The 15,547-nt window shown below is 74.4% G+C and carries 13 protein-coding genes and 1 pseudogene; 7 read left to right on the top strand and 7 right to left on the bottom strand.

Annotated features, from left to right (window positions below; genetic code table 11):
* Positions 1 to 24: 24 nt before the first annotated feature.
* Positions 25 to 165, bottom strand: a complete 141-nt coding sequence (locus tag ACN27J_RS04725; RefSeq protein ID WP_278169149.1) for a hypothetical protein — start codon at positions 163 to 165, stop codon at positions 25 to 27.
* Here ACN27J_RS04725 and ACN27J_RS04720 point away from each other — a divergent pair.
* A complete protein-coding gene (locus tag ACN27J_RS04720; protein ID WP_421363955.1) occupies positions 158 to 952 on the top strand; it encodes an endonuclease/exonuclease/phosphatase family protein in 795 nt (264 codons plus the stop codon). The genes ACN27J_RS04725 and ACN27J_RS04720 overlap by 8 nt on opposite strands.
* Before the next feature lie 46 nt (positions 953 to 998).
* Here the strand turns inward: ACN27J_RS04720 and ACN27J_RS04715 are convergent, their stop codons facing one another.
* Both ACN27J_RS04715 and ACN27J_RS04710 read right to left on the bottom strand, forming a co-directional pair.
* A complete protein-coding gene (locus ACN27J_RS04715; RefSeq protein ID WP_421363954.1) occupies positions 999 to 1,997 on the bottom strand; it encodes a tyrosine-type recombinase/integrase in 999 nt (332 codons plus the stop codon).
* 398 nt (positions 1,998 to 2,395) lie between these two features.
* Positions 2,396 to 3,124, bottom strand: coding sequence for an SDR family NAD(P)-dependent oxidoreductase (locus ACN27J_RS04710; RefSeq protein WP_421363952.1), 729 nt, complete (start codon positions 3,122 to 3,124; stop codon positions 2,396 to 2,398).
* A gap of 86 nt (positions 3,125 to 3,210) precedes the next feature.
* Here ACN27J_RS04710 and ACN27J_RS04705 point away from each other — a divergent pair, with 86 nt between their 5' ends.
* Together ACN27J_RS04705 and ACN27J_RS04700 are read left to right on the top strand one after the other, a co-directional pair.
* Positions 3,211 to 3,708, top strand: coding sequence for a patatin-like phospholipase family protein (locus ACN27J_RS04705; protein ID WP_421363951.1), 498 nt, complete (start codon positions 3,211 to 3,213; stop codon positions 3,706 to 3,708).
* An 85-nt stretch (positions 3,709 to 3,793) separates the two neighbouring features.
* A complete protein-coding gene (locus ACN27J_RS04700; RefSeq protein WP_421363949.1) occupies positions 3,794 to 4,498 on the top strand; it encodes a hypothetical protein in 705 nt (234 codons plus the stop codon).
* Positions 4,499 to 4,591: 93 nt separating this feature from the next.
* Here ACN27J_RS04700 and cydB read toward each other — a convergent pair whose 3' ends face one another.
* On the bottom strand, positions 4,592 to 5,590 hold the full coding sequence (gene cydB, locus ACN27J_RS04695) for a cytochrome d ubiquinol oxidase subunit II (protein WP_421363948.1): 999 nt from the start codon (positions 5,588 to 5,590) through the stop codon (positions 4,592 to 4,594).
* 20 nt (positions 5,591 to 5,610) lie between these two features.
* Positions 5,611 to 7,029, bottom strand: a complete 1,419-nt coding sequence (locus ACN27J_RS04690; protein ID WP_421363946.1) for a cytochrome ubiquinol oxidase subunit I — start codon at positions 7,027 to 7,029, stop codon at positions 5,611 to 5,613.
* Positions 7,030 to 7,189: 160 nt separating this feature from the next.
* Between ACN27J_RS04690 and ACN27J_RS04685 the strand changes: the two are divergent.
* Positions 7,190 to 7,963 (top strand): annotated as a pseudogene (locus ACN27J_RS04685) (lysophospholipid acyltransferase family protein); the annotation flags it as partial.
* A gap of 139 nt (positions 7,964 to 8,102) precedes the next feature.
* Here ACN27J_RS04685 and ACN27J_RS04680 read toward each other — a convergent pair.
* Positions 8,103 to 8,633 (bottom strand): LuxR family transcriptional regulator, encoded by a 531-nt coding sequence (locus ACN27J_RS04680; protein WP_421363944.1) that lies wholly within the window; start codon positions 8,631 to 8,633, stop codon positions 8,103 to 8,105.
* Positions 8,630 to 11,227, bottom strand: a complete 2,598-nt coding sequence (locus tag ACN27J_RS04675) for a helix-turn-helix transcriptional regulator (protein ID WP_421363942.1) — start codon at positions 11,225 to 11,227, stop codon at positions 8,630 to 8,632. Before ACN27J_RS04675 ends, ACN27J_RS04680 begins: the two co-directional genes overlap by 4 nt.
* 210 nt (positions 11,228 to 11,437) lie before the next feature.
* Here ACN27J_RS04675 and ACN27J_RS04670 point away from each other — a divergent pair, with 210 nt between their 5' ends.
* Genes ACN27J_RS04670 through ACN27J_RS04660 form a run of 3 tightly spaced genes read left to right on the top strand, consistent with a single transcriptional unit; the run spans position 11,438 to position 15,497 of the window.
* The gene (locus tag ACN27J_RS04670) at positions 11,438 to 12,994 is read left to right on the top strand and encodes a dynamin family protein (protein WP_421363940.1); all 1,557 of its coding nucleotides are present in this window, start codon (positions 11,438 to 11,440) and stop codon (positions 12,992 to 12,994) included.
* The gene (locus tag ACN27J_RS04665) at positions 12,991 to 14,844 is read left to right on the top strand and encodes a dynamin family protein (RefSeq protein WP_421363938.1); all 1,854 of its coding nucleotides are present in this window, start codon (positions 12,991 to 12,993) and stop codon (positions 14,842 to 14,844) included. Before ACN27J_RS04670 ends, ACN27J_RS04665 begins: the two co-directional genes overlap by 4 nt.
* Positions 14,841 to 15,497: a hypothetical protein gene (locus ACN27J_RS04660; protein WP_421363937.1), complete on the top strand. Its 657-nt coding sequence runs from the start codon at positions 14,841 to 14,843 to the stop codon at positions 15,495 to 15,497. The genes ACN27J_RS04665 and ACN27J_RS04660 overlap by 4 nt, the downstream gene beginning before the upstream one ends.
* Positions 15,498 to 15,547 lie beyond the last annotated feature (50 nt).

Genomic DNA, 15,547 nt, shown 5'->3' with positions numbered 1-15,547 from the left:
CACCACCGGCACGGCCGGCACGCCTCACCGCCCCCGACGCCGCCGCAGCCACACCCCGCACCAGCCCACCGCCACGAACACCAGCGCGCTGCAGCACAACGCCTTCACCACCATCCCGCCACCCTGCCACACCACCCGCACCCCGTAAGGTGCCCGTGTGCGCATGGCCACCTACAACCTGCTGCACGGGCGGTCACCCCACGACGGGCACATCGACCCCGACCGGATCACCGCCACCATCGCCGACCTCGACGCCGACATCTGCGCCCTGCAGGAAGTCGACCACGCCCAACCCCGCAGCGGTCACCTGGACCTGACCGCGCTGGCCGCCGCCGCGCTCACCGCCGGCACCCACCGGTTCGCCGCCGCCCTCGTCGGCACCCCCGGCAGCACCTACCGGGTGCCCCGTCACGACCACGACGGACACGGCGAACCCCGCTACGGGGTCAGCCTGATCAGCCGGTACCCGGCCCGGCACTGGCGGACCATCCGGCTCGGCCCGGCCCCCGTACCCGCACCGGTCGCCGTCGGCGGCCCCGGCCCCCGGCTGCTGCTCCTACGCGACGAACCACGGGTGTTGCTCGCCGCCGTCCTCGACACCCCGCACGGCCCGGTCACCGTCGCTGCCACCCACCTGTCGTTCGTCCCCGGCTGGAACCTGCGTCAGCTGCGGATCGTCACCCGTGCCCTGCGGGCCATGCCGCCACCGCGGCTCCTCCTCGGCGACCTCAACATGCCGGCCGGGGTGGCCGCCGCGGCCACCGGCTGGCGGCCGCTGGGCCGGCTGCCCACCTACCCGGCCGCCCGGCCCCGGATCCAACTCGACCACATCCTGCTCGACCCGCGTGACGCGCCGCCCGTGCTGACTGCCGTGACCGCCGTCGCCGCACCGGACGTCCCCGTCTCCGACCACCGCCCACTGACCGTCACCGTCTCGACCGCCACCCGGTAGCCGCGCTGGCCCCGACCGGTTCGGGGCCAGCGCCGTCACCGCCGGTTCAGGCCGGCCCGACGACTTGGCGCAGCGACCGGTTCGACCGGTTGGCCCGCGCCGCCGCCCGCTGCTGGTCGGCCGTCACCTCGATGTAGTTCTGGCTGGCCGTGAGGCTCGCATGGCCCAGCAGCCGCATGATCTCGGCGGCGTTCGCCCCGTCCTCGGCCAACCGGGTGGCGAACGTGTGTCGCAGCGCGTGCAGCTGCGCACCCCGCGGCACCCGCTCGGTGATCCCGGCCCGCCGGAAACACGACCGCACCAGGTACTGCAGGCCGCCGCGTCGCAGGGCGGCACCGCGCCGGTCGACCAGCAGCGGGCCTCCGGGGCGTACCGACCGGGGGCCGAACCGTCGCCGCCGGCTGGCCAGGTAGCCGTCGACGACGACGTCGACGGCCGCTTCCACCGGGACGGTCCGCAGCCGACCGCCCTTGCCGGCCACCTCGATCCGGCGTTCACCGGGACGTCCCGCGACCGAGCCGACCCGCAGCCCCAGCAGCTCGCCGAGCCGCAGACCGGCGCACAGCGCCAGGGCGACCACCAGCAGGTCACGCTCCGGCCACGGGTCGCGCTGGCGGGGGTCGGTCCGCGCGGCGGCGGCCAGCAGCGTCTCCGGGGTCTCCTCGCCCCGCAGTGGCTTCGGTAGTGGCACCGGGGCCCGGGGGCGGCCCACGGCGGGCATCGGGTTTCCGGGGGCGACGCCGTCGGCGACCAGGAAGTTGAACCACGAGTTCCACGTCGACCAGGCCCGGTGCACCGACGCGGGGGAGCGGGGGGCCGCGAACCGGGCGAACGCGGCGCGGAGCCGTCGTTGGTCGAGCGCGTCCAGCGGTACGTCGGTCCAGGGCAGGGGAGTCGGTTCGGTGGAGTCGCCGATCAGGCGTAGGACGGCGACGAGGTCGCGGCGGTAGGCGTCCAGGGTGTGCGGGGAGGGTTTGCGGGAGGCGCGGTCGGCGAGGAAGTCCTCGACGAGCCGTACCGCCACCAGATCCACAAATTGGTGCATAAGGGATATTATGCATGTTTTTCGGATTGCCGCCAGAGCTGTTCGAGGGGGGCTGCGGCCGGCAAGGGGGGGGCGGCCAAAGGAGCGGATCGGCGTCCCAGCGTCCACCGGCGCCCGTACCGGTCCGATGACACCTCGGATGCGAGGCGGAAAGCGGACGTGTCACCGACGGCGCGCCGGTGGCGTCGCCGCCCGCAGGGAGTGACGGACGTCCGGTGACGGGGGGTGCGGGAAGGATGCACCCGACCCCGGCGAGGTCACTTCAGGCCGAACCGAGCCGGCCAGTCGCCTTCGTCCAAGCCTCTAGTTGACATAATGTATATTATCGACCTGATATCGGCGGTGTCCCGGAACAGCCGTCCCGGGCAGACCCGGTGTCCACGCGCGGACGCCGCCGCTCACAGTCCGCCGGCGACGCGGATCACCGTCCCGGTGGTGTACGACGCCTCGTCGCCGAACAGCCAGGCGACGGCGCCGGCGATCTCCTCGGGTCGCCCTGCCCGGCGCAACGGCACCGCCGGCGCGATCCGGGCCGGCCGGTCCGGTTCGCCGGACAGGGCGTGGATGTCGGTCCAGACCGTGCCCGGCGCGACGCCGTTGACCCGGATGCCACGCGGGCCGAGTTCCTTGGCCAGGCCGACGGTGAGCGTGTCGGTGGCGGCCTTGACCGCGGCGTAGTGCACGTACTCGCCGGGGCTGCCGAGGGTGGCGGCGGCGGACGACACGTTGACGATGGCACCGCCGCTGGTCATCCGGCGGGCGGCCTGCTGGGCACACAGGACGTAGCCGACCAGGTTGACGTCGACGACCCGGCGAAGGTCGTCGACGGTGAGGTCGACGAAGGGTCCGATCCGGCTGGTGACGCCGGCGTTGTTGACCAGCCCGGTGACCGGTCCGAGTTCGGCGGCCGTGTCGAACAGGGCGGTGACGGAGTCGGGGTCGGTGGTGTCGACGGCGACGGTGACGGCGCGGCGGCCGAGCGCTTCGACGTGGTCGCGTACCCCTTCGGCGGCGGCGACGTCGGTCCGGTAGCCGACGACGAGGTCGTGTCCGGCGGCGGCGAGGCGGCGTACGGTCGCGGCCCCGATTCCTCGGCTGCCGCCGGTGACCACGGTGACCGGTGTCATCCCGGCACTCCTCTCCCCTGCTGTCCGTGTCGGGTCTGGGCCCGCCGGTGACGTTACCGGCGGCGGTGGCGGGCAATAGACATGGTGTGGCGGGTACGCGGGCGTTGGTGCTGGGCAGCGGCGGGGTGACCGGGGTGGCCTGGCAGCTCGGGGTGTTGTCCGGGCTGGCGCGGCTGTACGCGGGGCAGCTGGTGCCGGCGTGGTCGTGGCCGCGGCGGCGGTTGTGGGTGACGGCGGTGGACGCGGACTCGGGGGATTTCGTGGTGTTCGGCGGTCCCGGGTGCGGGGCGGATCTGGTGGATGCGGTGTCGGCGAGTTGTGCGGTGCCGGGGGTGTGGCCGCCGGTGCGTATCGGTGGTCGGCGGTTCGTCGACGGTGGGATGCGGTCGGCGACGAACGCGGATCTGGCCGCCGGGTTCTCGTCGATGGTGGTGTCGCCGGACCGGGGGGCGCGGCGGGCGATCGGGCGGCGGCTGCTGGATCCGGCGCGGCGGCCGGGGGCGGCGCGGGCCGGGTACCGGCAGGGTCTGTTGGCGGCTGGCCGGGTGCGTGGGGTGTGGGGTGGTGCTGTCGGGTCGGGGTGATCGTGGGTGGTGGGGTCGCGGTCGACGGTGTCGGCGGCGGCTGGTAGGAAGGTCAGCACTCAAACAGGTGTACGGAAAGGGTGTCATGGCTGCCGCGGGTGCTGTTGCGGGTGGGTTGTCGGATGAGGAGCTGGGGGTGATCCGGGAGGCGGTGTCCGCCGGCCGTAAGCCGAAGGTGATGTTCACCGAGTCGGCGGGGCAGATCGCCGGTCAGGTCGGCCAGGTGGTGGGTCTGGGTGACCCGGCGGTGTCCGACGAGTGGGTGGTGGTGCGGTTCGGCCGTGACGAGTTGCCGTTCTCCCCCGGTGATCTGGTGGTGGCGCCGCGGGGCGCGGCGGGTCGGCGGGCGGAGTCGAAACCGGAGCCGGAGCCGGTGGAGCCGGTGGCGGAGCCGGAGTTCAAGTTGGGTGAGCCGCCGGTGGTGCCGGTGGCGCGTCGGGAGGACACGGAGGGGTCCACGGTGGATGCTGGTACGGAGAAGCCGGTGCGGCGGGCGGCGAAGGCGGCCAAGCCGAAGGCGCCGGCCGGGTTGACGGTGACGTTGGCGTACACCGACGGTGAGTGGACGGTGGCGGCGACGCAGGGGGCGAAGGCGTTGGCGAAGCCGTACGTGGTGCGGCCGGCCGAGGCGTTGAAGATGGTGGCGTTGGTGGACGTGCCGGGTGTCCATGAGGCGGTGGAGCAGATCCTGGCGGCGGAGCGGGCCGAGGCGCAGCGGCAGGCGGAGAAGTTGCGGGCGGAGCTGGCTGAGGTGGAGGCACGGTTGGCGGAGTTGCCGGAGGTCGGTTGACGTCGCCGCGCACCGTCGGCGCCCGGCGCGGGGTGGTTCACGGGTGTCGGCGGTGCGGCGGTGGCCTCGCCGGCCGGCTGCTGGGTGGTGGGGTCAGTGGCTGGGTTGGTCGGTGACGCTGACGCGGCGGCGGAAGATCCAGTAGGTCCAACCCTGGTAGAGCAGGACGACGGGGGTGAGCGCGGCGGCGACCCAGGTCATGATGGTCAGGGTGTAGGGGGTGGATGCGGCGTTGGTGGCGGTGAGGGTGCCGGCGGGGTCGGTGGTGGAGGGTAGGACGGTCGGGAACAGGGCGGCGAACAGGGCGGCGACGGCGAGGCCGATGGCGGCGGCGGTGCCGGTGAAGGCCCAGCCTTCGCGGCGTACCTGGTTGGCGGCCAGCCCGGCGGCGAGGGCGAGCGCCGCGGTGACGGCGAGCGCGACGGCGGTGGGGTTGGCGCGGATGGTGAGGGTCCAGGCGAGGAAGGCGCCGGCGAGGGCGACGGCGGCCAGCCCGGTCCAGCCGGCGACGCGGCGGGCGCGGTGGCGCAGGTCGTCGGTGGTCTTGAGGGCGAGGAAGACGGCGCCGTGGGTGATGAACAGGGCGGTGGTGGTGGCGCCGCCGAGCAGGGCGTACGGGTTGAGCAGGGTGGTCAGGGTGCCGGTGTATTCGTGGTCGGCGTCCAGCGGTACGCCGGCGACGATGTTGGCGAAGGCGACGCCCCAGAGTGCGGCGGGGATGACGGAGCCGGCGAGGATGGCGTTGTCCCAGCGGGTGCGCCACTGGGTTTCGGGGCGTTTGTCGCGGTATTCGAGGGCGACGCCGCGCAGGATGAGGGCGATGAGGATGAGCAGCAGCGGTAGGTAGAAGCCGGAGAAGAGGGTGGCGTACCACTCGGGGAAGGCGGCGAACATGGCGCCGCCGGCGGTGATGAGCCAGACCTCGTTGCCGTCCCAGACGGGTCCGATGGTGCTCAGCGCGGCGCGTCGTTCGGGTTCGGTGCGGCCGATGAGGCGGGCGAGGACGCCGACGCCGAAGTCGAATCCTTCGAGGATGAAGTATCCGGTGAACAGGATGGCGATGAGCCCGAACCAGACGGTGGTGAGTTCCACGAGGGGTCTCCGGTGGGTGGTCAGTGGGTGGCGGCTAGGGGCCGGTCAGTGGTGGTGTCGTCGGTGTCGTCCGGTGGTGGCGGGTCGGTGAGGTCGGGTAGGCCGTTTCGGGCGTAGCGGATGAGGAGTTTGACTTCGATGACGGCGAGGGTGGCGTAGGTGAGGGTGAAGGCGGTGAAGGAGGTGAGGACTTCGGTGAGGGAGACGCTGCGGCTGACGCCGTCGCGGGTGAGCATTTCGCCGAAGACGATCCAGGGTTGGCGGCCCATTTCGGTGAAGATCCAGCCGAAGGTGTTGGCGAGCAGGGGTAGGACGGGCAGGGTGAGGCTGGCGCGGAGCAGCCAGCGGCCGGTGGGGGTGCGGCCGCGGCGGGTGGCCCAGAGTGCCCAGAGGGCGATGGCGGCGGTGGCGAGGCCGAATCCGATCATGAAGCGGAAGCTCCAGTAGGTGACGGGGATGATCGGGGTGTAGCTGCCGGGGCCGTACTGGGCGGCGTACTGGGCCTGCAGGTCGTTGATGCCCTGGACTTCGCCGGTGGGGTCGCCGGTGGACAGCCAGGACAGCAGGTACGGGATCTTGAGGGTCCAGATCTCGCGGCTGCCGTCGAGGGTGCCGACGGTGACGACGGAGAAGGACGCGGGGCTTTCGGTGGTGTAGAGGGCTTCGGCGGCGGCCATTTTCATGGGCTGGACCTGGGTCATGATCTTGCCTTGGATGTCGCCGGTGCCGATGACGGCGGCGGTGGCGAGCAGGGTGGTCCAGGCGCCGAGTTTGGTGGCGGTGCGGAAGGCGGGGGTGTCGGGGCCGTCGGGGTGGCGGACGAGGTGCCAGATGGCGACGGCGAGGACGAGGGCGCCGGCGACCATGAAGCAGCCGGCGAGGGTGTGCGGGAAGGTGATGAGGGTGACCTTGTTGGTGAGTACGGCGATGAAGTCGGTGAGTTCGGCGCGGCCGGTGTCGGGGTTGATGCGGTAGCCGACGGGGTTCTGCATCCAGGAGTTGGCGGCGAGGATGAACCAGGCGCTGATGATGCTGCCGAACGAGGCGAGCCAGATGGTGGCGAGGTGCAGTGCCTTGGGGAGTCTCCCCCAGCCGAATATCCAGAGTCCGAGGAAGGTGGATTCGAGGAAGAAGGCGAGGAGGGCTTCGATGGCGAGTGGTACGCCGAAGATGTCGCCGACGAAGCGGGAGTAGTCGCTCCAGTTCATGCCGAACTGGAATTCCTGCACGATGCCGGTGACGATGCCCATGGCGAAGTTGATGAGGAAGAGTTTTCCGTAGAACTTGGTGAGTTTGAGGTAGCGGTCGTCGCCGGTGCGGTGCCAGGCGGTCTGCAGGATGGCGACGAGGAGGCTGAGCCCGATGGTGAGTGGGACGAACAGGAAGTGGTAGACGGTGGTGACACCGAACTGCCAGCGGGCTATGTCGAGCGCGTCCACGGCTCCCCCATCTAGATACTACGAAGCGTAGTAAATACTACAACCTGTCGTTCTGGCGGCCAGGGTCGGAGGTCCCCTCTCCCCCGGGACGTCCGACCCGGGCAGGCGTCCCGACGGTGGGATCCACCGACCGGCCCGGCTGTGCGACGATCGACGGTCGATGGACGACACCGCCGCCCCGCCGCCCCGCTGGCGGGCCCCGCTGCTGTGGCGGGCGCTGCAGGTCACCGCCCGGCTGGTCGTCGCACTGGTCGCCCGGCTACGGGTCAGCGGCGACGTGCCCGACGAGGTACGCGACGGCCCGCTGATCCTGGCCGCCAACCACATCAGCCCGTTCGACCCGGTCGTGCTGGCCGCCGCCTGCCAGGTGCGGCGGGTCGCGCCCCGGGTGCTGGCCACCGGTGGGTTGTTCCGGGCGCCGCTGGTCGGCGCGGTGATGCGCCGGGCCGGGCACATCCGGGTGGACCGGCGGACCAGCACGGTCGCCGAGGCGTTGGGGTCGGCCGCGCGGGCGGTGGCCGACGGCTCGGTGGTCCTGGTGTACCCGGAGGGGCGGATCGGGCTGGACCCGCAGATGTGGCCGGAGCGCGGCAAGACCGGCACTGCCCGGCTCGCGTTGGCCAGCGGCGCGGTGGTGGTGCCGGTGGCGCAGTGGGGGGCGCACGCGGTGCTGCCGTGGGCGGCGCCCCGTGGCCTGGTCCGGGCGGTGCTGCGGTCGATGCTGCGCCGTCCGGTGGTCACTGTCCGGTTCGGGCCGCCGGTGGACCTGTCCGGGATCGACCCGGCCCGCCCGGGTGCCGCGCAGCGGGCGACGGTGCGGATCGTGGACGCGATCACCGACACCCTGGCCGGGTTGCGGCCCGACGAGCCGGCGATGCCCCGGCATGTCGACCCGACCCGGCCGGTGGACCTGAGCCGGCGGCACCGGCGCGGCCGGGATGACGTGGTGCCGGACGGGGCGACCGCCGACGTGCTGGCCGACGACGACGCCGACCAGGCCGATCCGGCGCCGGACGCGACCTGACGCCGGACGCGACCGGCCACGAGTTGGTGGCGGCGGTGTCGGTGGTGGTTCAGCGTGCGGGTCGTTGCCGCAGGTAGGCGAGGACGGCTTCGCGGGTGGTGCGGACCCCGAGGGCGGCGCGGGCCTGGGCGATGCGCCGGTTCGCGGTACGCAGCGACAGGAACTCGGCCGCCGCGGCGGCGGCGATGGTCTCGCCGTTGGCGAGCCGTTCCAGCAGGGCCCGCTGCTCGGGTATGAGGGTGACGGTGTCGGTGGCCGCCGCGGCCGGTGGTTCGGCCTCGGCGTGGCGCAGCACCGGCCCGAGGCGGGACAGGTCGTCGAGCAGGGCACGGCCGAGATCACCGGCCGGGTCGCAGATGGCGACGACGGCGGCGCCCCGGGCGGCGGCGAGGAGCACCAGGGCGACGGTGTCGGTGTCCGGGACCCGCCCGTACAGGGCGAGCCGGGCGGTGGTGAGGTCCCAGGTGGGGTCGGTGACGGCGAACCCTTCCCGGGTGGTCCAGCCGTCGCGGGCCAGCCGGCGCAGCACCGTGGTGGCGTCGGCGGCGCTGTCGAGGACGTAGCGCGGCGGGTCGCTCATCGGTCGGGCTCCATCGCCAGGGCCGCAGCCTCGGTGCGGGTACGGGCACCGAGTTTACGCATCCCGGCGCGGACGTGGGTTTCCACGGTCTCGGTGGAGATGCCGAGCTGGTTGGCGATCCGGCGGGTGGGTTCGCCGCGGGCGACCAGCCGCAGCACGTCGCGTTCCCGCACGGTGAGCAGGTCGCCGCTGCGGGGGCCGCGTTCGTCGCGGCGTACCGCGTGCCGGCGCAGGGCGCGGCGGACCCGGCCGAGCAGGACGACCAGTCCGGCGTGCTCGGCGAGGGACTCGGCGGCGAGCAGGGCGGGTACGGCCCGAGCGGGGTCGGGTTCGTGCAGGCCGTGGGCGAGCAGGCAGCGGACCTGTTCGCGGACGGCGACGTCGCGCCAGGTGTCGGCGGCGTGGGCGAACAGTCGTGGATCGCCGGCGGTCCAGGCGGTGACGGTGGCGGCGGCCGGCGCCGGCAGCGTGACCGGTGTGGCGGCCGGCGGTGTGGCGGGGTGGGCGCCGTCGTGGGCGGCCCAGTGGGCGGTGATCCGCCGAAGTCCGTCGACCAGCGGCGGTACGGGGAGGTGGGGTGCCCCGGCGGTGGCCTGGTCCGGTTGGCCGTCGAGCCAGGCGGCTTCCCGGGCCACCCAGTCCAGTACGGCGGTGGCGGTGTTCGGGGTGCCGGGGGCACCGGTGAGCCGGGCACGGGCCGGGGCGAGCAGGCCGCTGTCGGCTTCGAGCAGGCCGGCGGCGGCGACGGCGTAGTCGTGGGCGGCGGCCGGCAGGGTGCGGTCGGTCAGGTCGGCGGCGGCGCGCAGCAGGGCGTCCCCGGCGGCGGGCAGCGGGTCGCTCTGGTCGGCGGTCTGCGCGCCAGTGCCGGCCGTGGCCGGGCCGGTCGGGTCGCCGCGCAGGGCCAGGCACCACAGCCGGGCGGCGGTGAACCGGACCTGCCAGCTGTAGGCGAGGTCGGCGGCGCAGGCGGTGGCGGCCGCCGCTGCGGCCTGCGCGGCCTCGGTGAGCCGTCCGTCGCCGGCGAGGGTCTGCACCAGATGCCAGGCCGTCCACCGGGCGGTGAGCAGGTCACCGGCGGCGCCGGCGGCCGCTGCGGTGCCGGCGAGGGCGTACTCCCAGCCGGGTCGGCGGCCGGCGGCGGCGGTGGCGGCGAGGGCGGCGCGCAGCCCCAGGTGGGCCGGTTCAGGTCCGTGCCGGCGGGCGATCGTGGTGGCGCGGACTGCGGCGGAGGTGGGGTCGGTGGCCAGGTCGGCGAGCAGCAGGACCCGGTCGCGGGCGGCGACCACCGGTGGTGGCGCGTCGTCGGGCACCGGTGCGGCGGCGGTGCGGGCGGCGGTCGGGTCGCCGGCCTGCAGCAGCGCCTCGGCGCGTAGCACGGCGGTGTCGGGGGTGGGCAGGGCGGTGCCGGTGAGCAGGTCGGCGGCGCGGCGGGGCCGTCCGGCGGTCAGCGCGGCGCGGGCGGCGGCGAGGCGGACCGGTTCGGTGGCGTCGGGTTGCGCGCTGGCGAACAGCAGCAACTCGGCGCGGGCGCCGCCGGTGGCGGCCGTGTCGGCGGCGGTGACCGCGCGCTGGTAGGCGGCGCTGGTGTCGCCGGCGGCGGCGAGGTGCCGGGCGGCGGCCAGCGGGTCGGTGACGAGGTCGGCGAGGCGGCGGTGCAGGGCGCGGCGGGCCGGGTCGTCGAGCAGGCCGGCGGCGACGGCGGCCTGGTACGGCGAGGTCGGGGTGACCAGTCCGTCGTCGCCGGTGTGGACCAGGTCAGCGGCGGTGAGTTCGGTGACGCCGTCGCCGAGCAGACTCGCCGGGGCGCCGTGGCCGAGCAGGCCGAGGGCCGCGAGTGCGGTGCGGGCGGGGCGGGTGAGGCTGGCCAGTGCGGCGGCGACGGCGTAGCCGACCTGGTCCAGTTCGGCACCGCCCGGGGTGCCGCCGACGGTGGGTGGGGTGCCGGTGCGGGCGGCGTGGCGGGCCAGCGCGGTGGCGGCGAGCGGGTTGCCGCCGGCGTGGCGGGCCACGGCGGCGACGGTCGCCGGGTCGAGCGTGGGTGCGGCGCGGCGGATCAGGCCGGCGAGGGTGTCCGGGTCGGGTGCCGGCACCGTCAGCCAGAGGCCGGTGTCGCCGCGCAGCGGGTCGAGGGCGGTGTCGGGCAGCTGGTGCGGGGTGCGCAGGGCGACGACGACCCGGCAGTGCCGGGCGATGCCGGGCAGGGCGGCGACGGTCGCCGGATCGGCCCACTGCAGGTCGTCGAGGACGAGCAGGCCGTGGCGGACCCGGGAGCGGACGGCTTCGGCGAGCAGCGCGGTGTCGTGGCCGGGCAGCCGTACCCGCAGGGCGTGGCTGAGGGGGAACGCCGGGACGTGGCCGAGGGCGGCGAGGCCGCCGCCGGCGTGGACGGGCCCGGTGGTGGCGGCGGCGACGCGGCGTAGCAGGGTGCTGCGTCCGCTGCCGGGTGGCCCGGTCAGTATGACGATCCCGGGGCGGGTCAGCCGTCGCGTGGCGGCTGCCACGGCGTCGGCGACGGTCCCGGTGGGGACGCTGCCGCTGGCGGTGGTGCCGTCGGGTCGGGTGCGGGCGGGGTGTCCGCCGGCTGGGTGCCGCACTTGTCCTCCTCCCCCGCTACGGCTCGTGGCCTCGCCGGGCGAGGTTGGCACGAACATGGGATCCTGCGCCGGTGAGGATATTCGTACGGTGGATGCCGGTGGTGGGCGCACCACCGGGTGCCGTGCTGTCGGGAGGACGACCAGCGAAATGAGTGTGTGCCGCCGTCGGATGCCCGTCGTCGCCGTTGACCGGGCGGCGGGGGGTCGGCTGTGAACGCCGGCCCGTTGAGTGGCCGGGTCGCCGCGTTGTGTGACGAGGTGGGTCCCCGGGTGGGCGCGGCCGCCGGCGGTGAGGTGCTGCGGGTGCGGCGGCGGTTGGACGAGCCGCTGCGGGTGGCGATCGCCGGCCGGTTGAAGGCCGGCAAGTCGACGCTGGTGAACGCGTTGATCGGGCGGCGGGTGGCGCCGACGGAGGTGGGTGAGTGCACCCGGGTGGTGACCCAGTTCCGGTACGGCACGGCCGACCGGGTCGACGTGGTACGCCGGGACGGCACCCGGGTGAGTCTGCCGCTGGATCCGACGGGGGTGATTCCGCAGCGGTTGGGGGTGCCGCGGGCGCAGGTCGCGTTCGTCGACGTCACGTTGACCAGTGACCGGCTGCGGGAGTTGACGGTGATCGACACGCCGGGGTTGTCGTCGACCAGCGTCGGGGTGAGTGAGTCGGCGCGGCGGTTCCTGTTCGCCGGGGCGGGCGCGCCGGCCGGTGCCGGGGGCGGCGGCCCGGTGGTGGACGACACGGCGCCGTTCGACGCCGGTATCGACGACGACTCGGTCGGCGCGGTGTCCGGGGCCGAGGCGATCGTGTACGTGTTCACCCAGGCGGTACGCGACGACGACGTGCGGGCCTTGGAGGCGTTCCGGTCGGTGTCGGCGCGGCTGTCGAGCAGTCCGATCAACTCGGTGGGGTTGTTCAACAAGGTCGACAAATTGGTGGCCGGTGGGGCGGATCCGTGGCCGGTGGCGGCGCCGTTGTCGGCCGACCAGACCCGGGTGCTGCGGCGGGTGGTGTCCGACGTGGTGCCGACGGTGGGGCTGTTGGCGGAGACGACCGAGGCGGGCCGGTTGACGGCGGCCGACTGTGAGGCGCTGCGGGCGTTGGCCGGGTTGCCGGCGGCGCAGCGGGCGGTGCTGCTGGCGTCGGTGGACCTGTTCGTGTCGCGGGAGGCTCCGGTGCCGCGCAAGCAGCGTGAGCGGCTGCTGGCGTTGCTGGACCTGTACGGGGTGGGGTTCGCGGTGGCGCAGCTGCAGGCGTCGCCGCAGTTGGCGTCGGGGGATCTGGTGCGGGCGTTGTACGCCGCGTCGGGTTTCGCGCGGCTGCGGCACACGTTGGACGAGGCGTTCCGGTGGCGTACCGACGCGATCAAGGCCGGGTGGGCGTTGTCGTGTCTGGAGAAGGTGGCCAGCCACACGGCGAATCCGGGTGACCGGGAGTTGTTGCGGGACGCGGTGGAGCGGCTGCTGCACCAGCCGGAGTACCACCGGCTGCGGCTGTTGGAGGTGGCGCAGCAGGTGACGACGGGCGCGGTGGAGCTGCCGGAGCCGATGGAGCGGGAGTTGACCCGGTTGGCGTTGTCGGCGGATCCGCGCTGGGTGCTGGAGTTGCCGGCGGCGTCGGCGCAGGAGTTGTCGGCGGCGGCGGTGGAGGCGGCGACCCGGTGGCGGGTGTTCGCGGTCGCCGGGGCGTCGCCGGCGCAGTCGCGGGTGGCGTTGGTCGCCCACCGTGGGTTTCATCTGCTGTCGCAGCAGGTGCGGGCGGTGTCTCGGTGAGCGGCGGCCCGGCGGCGTTGGGTGCGCTGCTGTCCGGGGCGGTCGACACGTGTCTCGGGTTCGTCCGCACCGTCGACGCGGAGGCGGCGGCGGAGATCGACGCGCAGCGGCGCCGGGAGGTGACCCGGCCGTCGGTGGTGGTCGTCGGTGAGACGAAGCGGGGCAAGAGTTCGCTGGTGAACGCGTTGATCGGGGTGACGGGTCTGTCGCCGGTGGACGCGGCGGTGGCGACGTCGGCGTACCTGGAGTTCGGTCACGGGGCGACGACGTCGGCGCAGGCGTTCGTGCCGGGCCGCGACGAGCCGGTGCCGGTGCCGGTGGACCGGTTGGCGGACTGGGCGACGGTGTCGGCGGCGCTGCCGGACGGGATGCGCCCGCCGCGACGGATCGCGGTGACCTGTCCGGCGCCGCTGCTGCAGTATCTGACGCTGGTGGACACCCCGGGTGCCGGCGGGTTGGATCCGGCGCACACCGAGATCGCGTTGGACGCGGTGTCGCGGGCGGCGGCCCTACTGTTCGTGGTGGACGCGTCGACGCCGTTGACCCGGCCGGAGCTGGACTTCCTCATCGAGGCGAGCAAACGGGTCGACGTGGTGGTGTTCGCGTTGACGAAGGTCGACGCCTATCCGGGGTGGCGGACGATCCTGGCTGACAACCGGGCGCAGTTGCAGGCACACGCGCCGAGGTTCGCGTCCGCCGCCTGGTTCCCGGTGTCGGCGCGGCTGGCCGAGTTGGCGTTGACGCTGCCGGCGGAGGCCGCCGGTGAGCTGGTCGGTGAGTCGCGGGTGGCGCCGCTGCAGCACGCGTTGGTGGGGTTGGCCGGCAACGGGCATCTGCTGGCCCAGGCGAACGTGCTGCGGACGGTGCGCAGCGAACTGGTCCGGCTGGATCTGGCCGCCGGTGAGCGGGTCGCCGCCTGTGACCCGGATCCGGCGGAGGTGGAGCGGGCGAAGCGGGACCGGGCCGGGTTGGCGGCGCGGAAACGGACCGAGGCGCGGCAGTGGTCGTTGGCGTTGAACACGGAGACGCAGCGGGCCCGGGTGGAGGCGACGGGGCGGCTGCGGACCGCGGTCGGCGGGTTGCAGGAGCAGTTCCTGACCCGGATCGACGCGGCCCGCGGGGACGCGTTGAAAGCGCTGCCGGGCGAGGTGGACCGGGCGTTGCACGCGTTGTCGCTGCAGCTGTCGCATGATCTGCGGTTCCGGTTCCACAAGGTCGCCGAGCGGACGTTGGCGCAGGTGTTCGGGCCGGCCGAGCTGCAGTTCGTGCTGCAGCGGATCAACGGCACGTTGCGGCACGCGTTGGCGACCCGGCCGCGGCGTGACGGCGGCGGCGGTGACAACGTGATGGTGGCGTTGTCGGCCGGTGGGATGGCGTTCATGGCCGGCCGGGGGGTCGCGGCGGGCGCGTCGGCGTTGGGTGCCGGGGCGCTGGTCGGTGGTGGGCTGCTGATCCCGGTCGCCGGTCTCGGTCTGGGGTTGGCCGCCGGCGCGTTCATCCTGTTCCGGCGGCGGGTCGCCAGCGACCGGCAGCAGGCCCGGGTGTGGCTGCGGGAGGTGCTCGGCGAGGCGCGGGCGGCGTTGACCGACGAGTTGGCGCAGCGGTTCACCGACCTGCAGTACGCGTTGACGGTGGCGTTGGACGACGCCGTGGAGCGGCGGTTGGCGCAGTTGGACGCGCACATCGCCGACATCGACGCGGCGTTGGCGCGGGACAAGGCGGACCGGGCGCGGCGGCGGTCGGCGGCGCAGGCCCGCCGCGACGCCGTCCGGGCGCGGGTGAAGCAGGTCGACGAGGTGCTGGCCCGGGCCCGGGTGTTGACCCCGACAGCGGAGGCGGTGCCGCGATGACCAGCGAGTTCGGTGACTGGACCGGGGACGACCCGACCGGTGACGACGCCGACACCGCCGACCTGGGTGGTCCGGTCGACGACGGGTCGGGCGGCCCGGCCGTGGAGGGGTTCGGCGCCGCCGACCCGGTGGAGGGGTTCGGGGCGGCCGACCCGCCGGCCGGCGACGACCTGACCGGCGACATCGCCGACGACGGCAAATACGGCGACGGCGGGTACGGCGGGGGTGACGCGGTGCCGGCGCTGGGCTACGGCGACGACCTGTCCGGCGCGGACCCGGCGGAGCCGGTGGACGCCGGGTTCGGGGCGGAGCCGGCGGCCGAGCAGGGGTTCGGGGCGGCGGACCCGGCGCCCGGGGTCGACCCGGACGTGCCGGCGGGGGCCGACGGGTGGCCGGAGGCAGAGTTCCCGCCGCTACTGGACCCGGCGGGGGTGCCGACGCCGGTCGACGGCTGGCCGTGGGCGGACCCGCAGCTGCTCGGCGACGGCGGCCCGGTCGGTGCTGTGTCGCCGCACGTCGACCCGGTCGACCCGGTCGACCTGGCCGGCTACGCGGGGGTGGACGCCGTCGGCGGTGACCTGTGGGCGGTGTTGCTGGGCAGCGACGACCCGGCGACCAGCGCGCTGGCCCGGTTCTGGTCCTCCGGAAGCTGACCAGGCGGGATCAGGGTGTCGCCCGGCCCGGTAGCTGCCCGGTTGGCCGG

It is taken from the genome of Solwaraspora sp. WMMB762 (assembly GCF_049179115.1).
GTDB lineage: Bacteria > Actinomycetota > Actinomycetes > Mycobacteriales > Micromonosporaceae > Micromonospora_E.
This window is presented reverse-complemented; position numbering and strand designations above follow the sequence as displayed.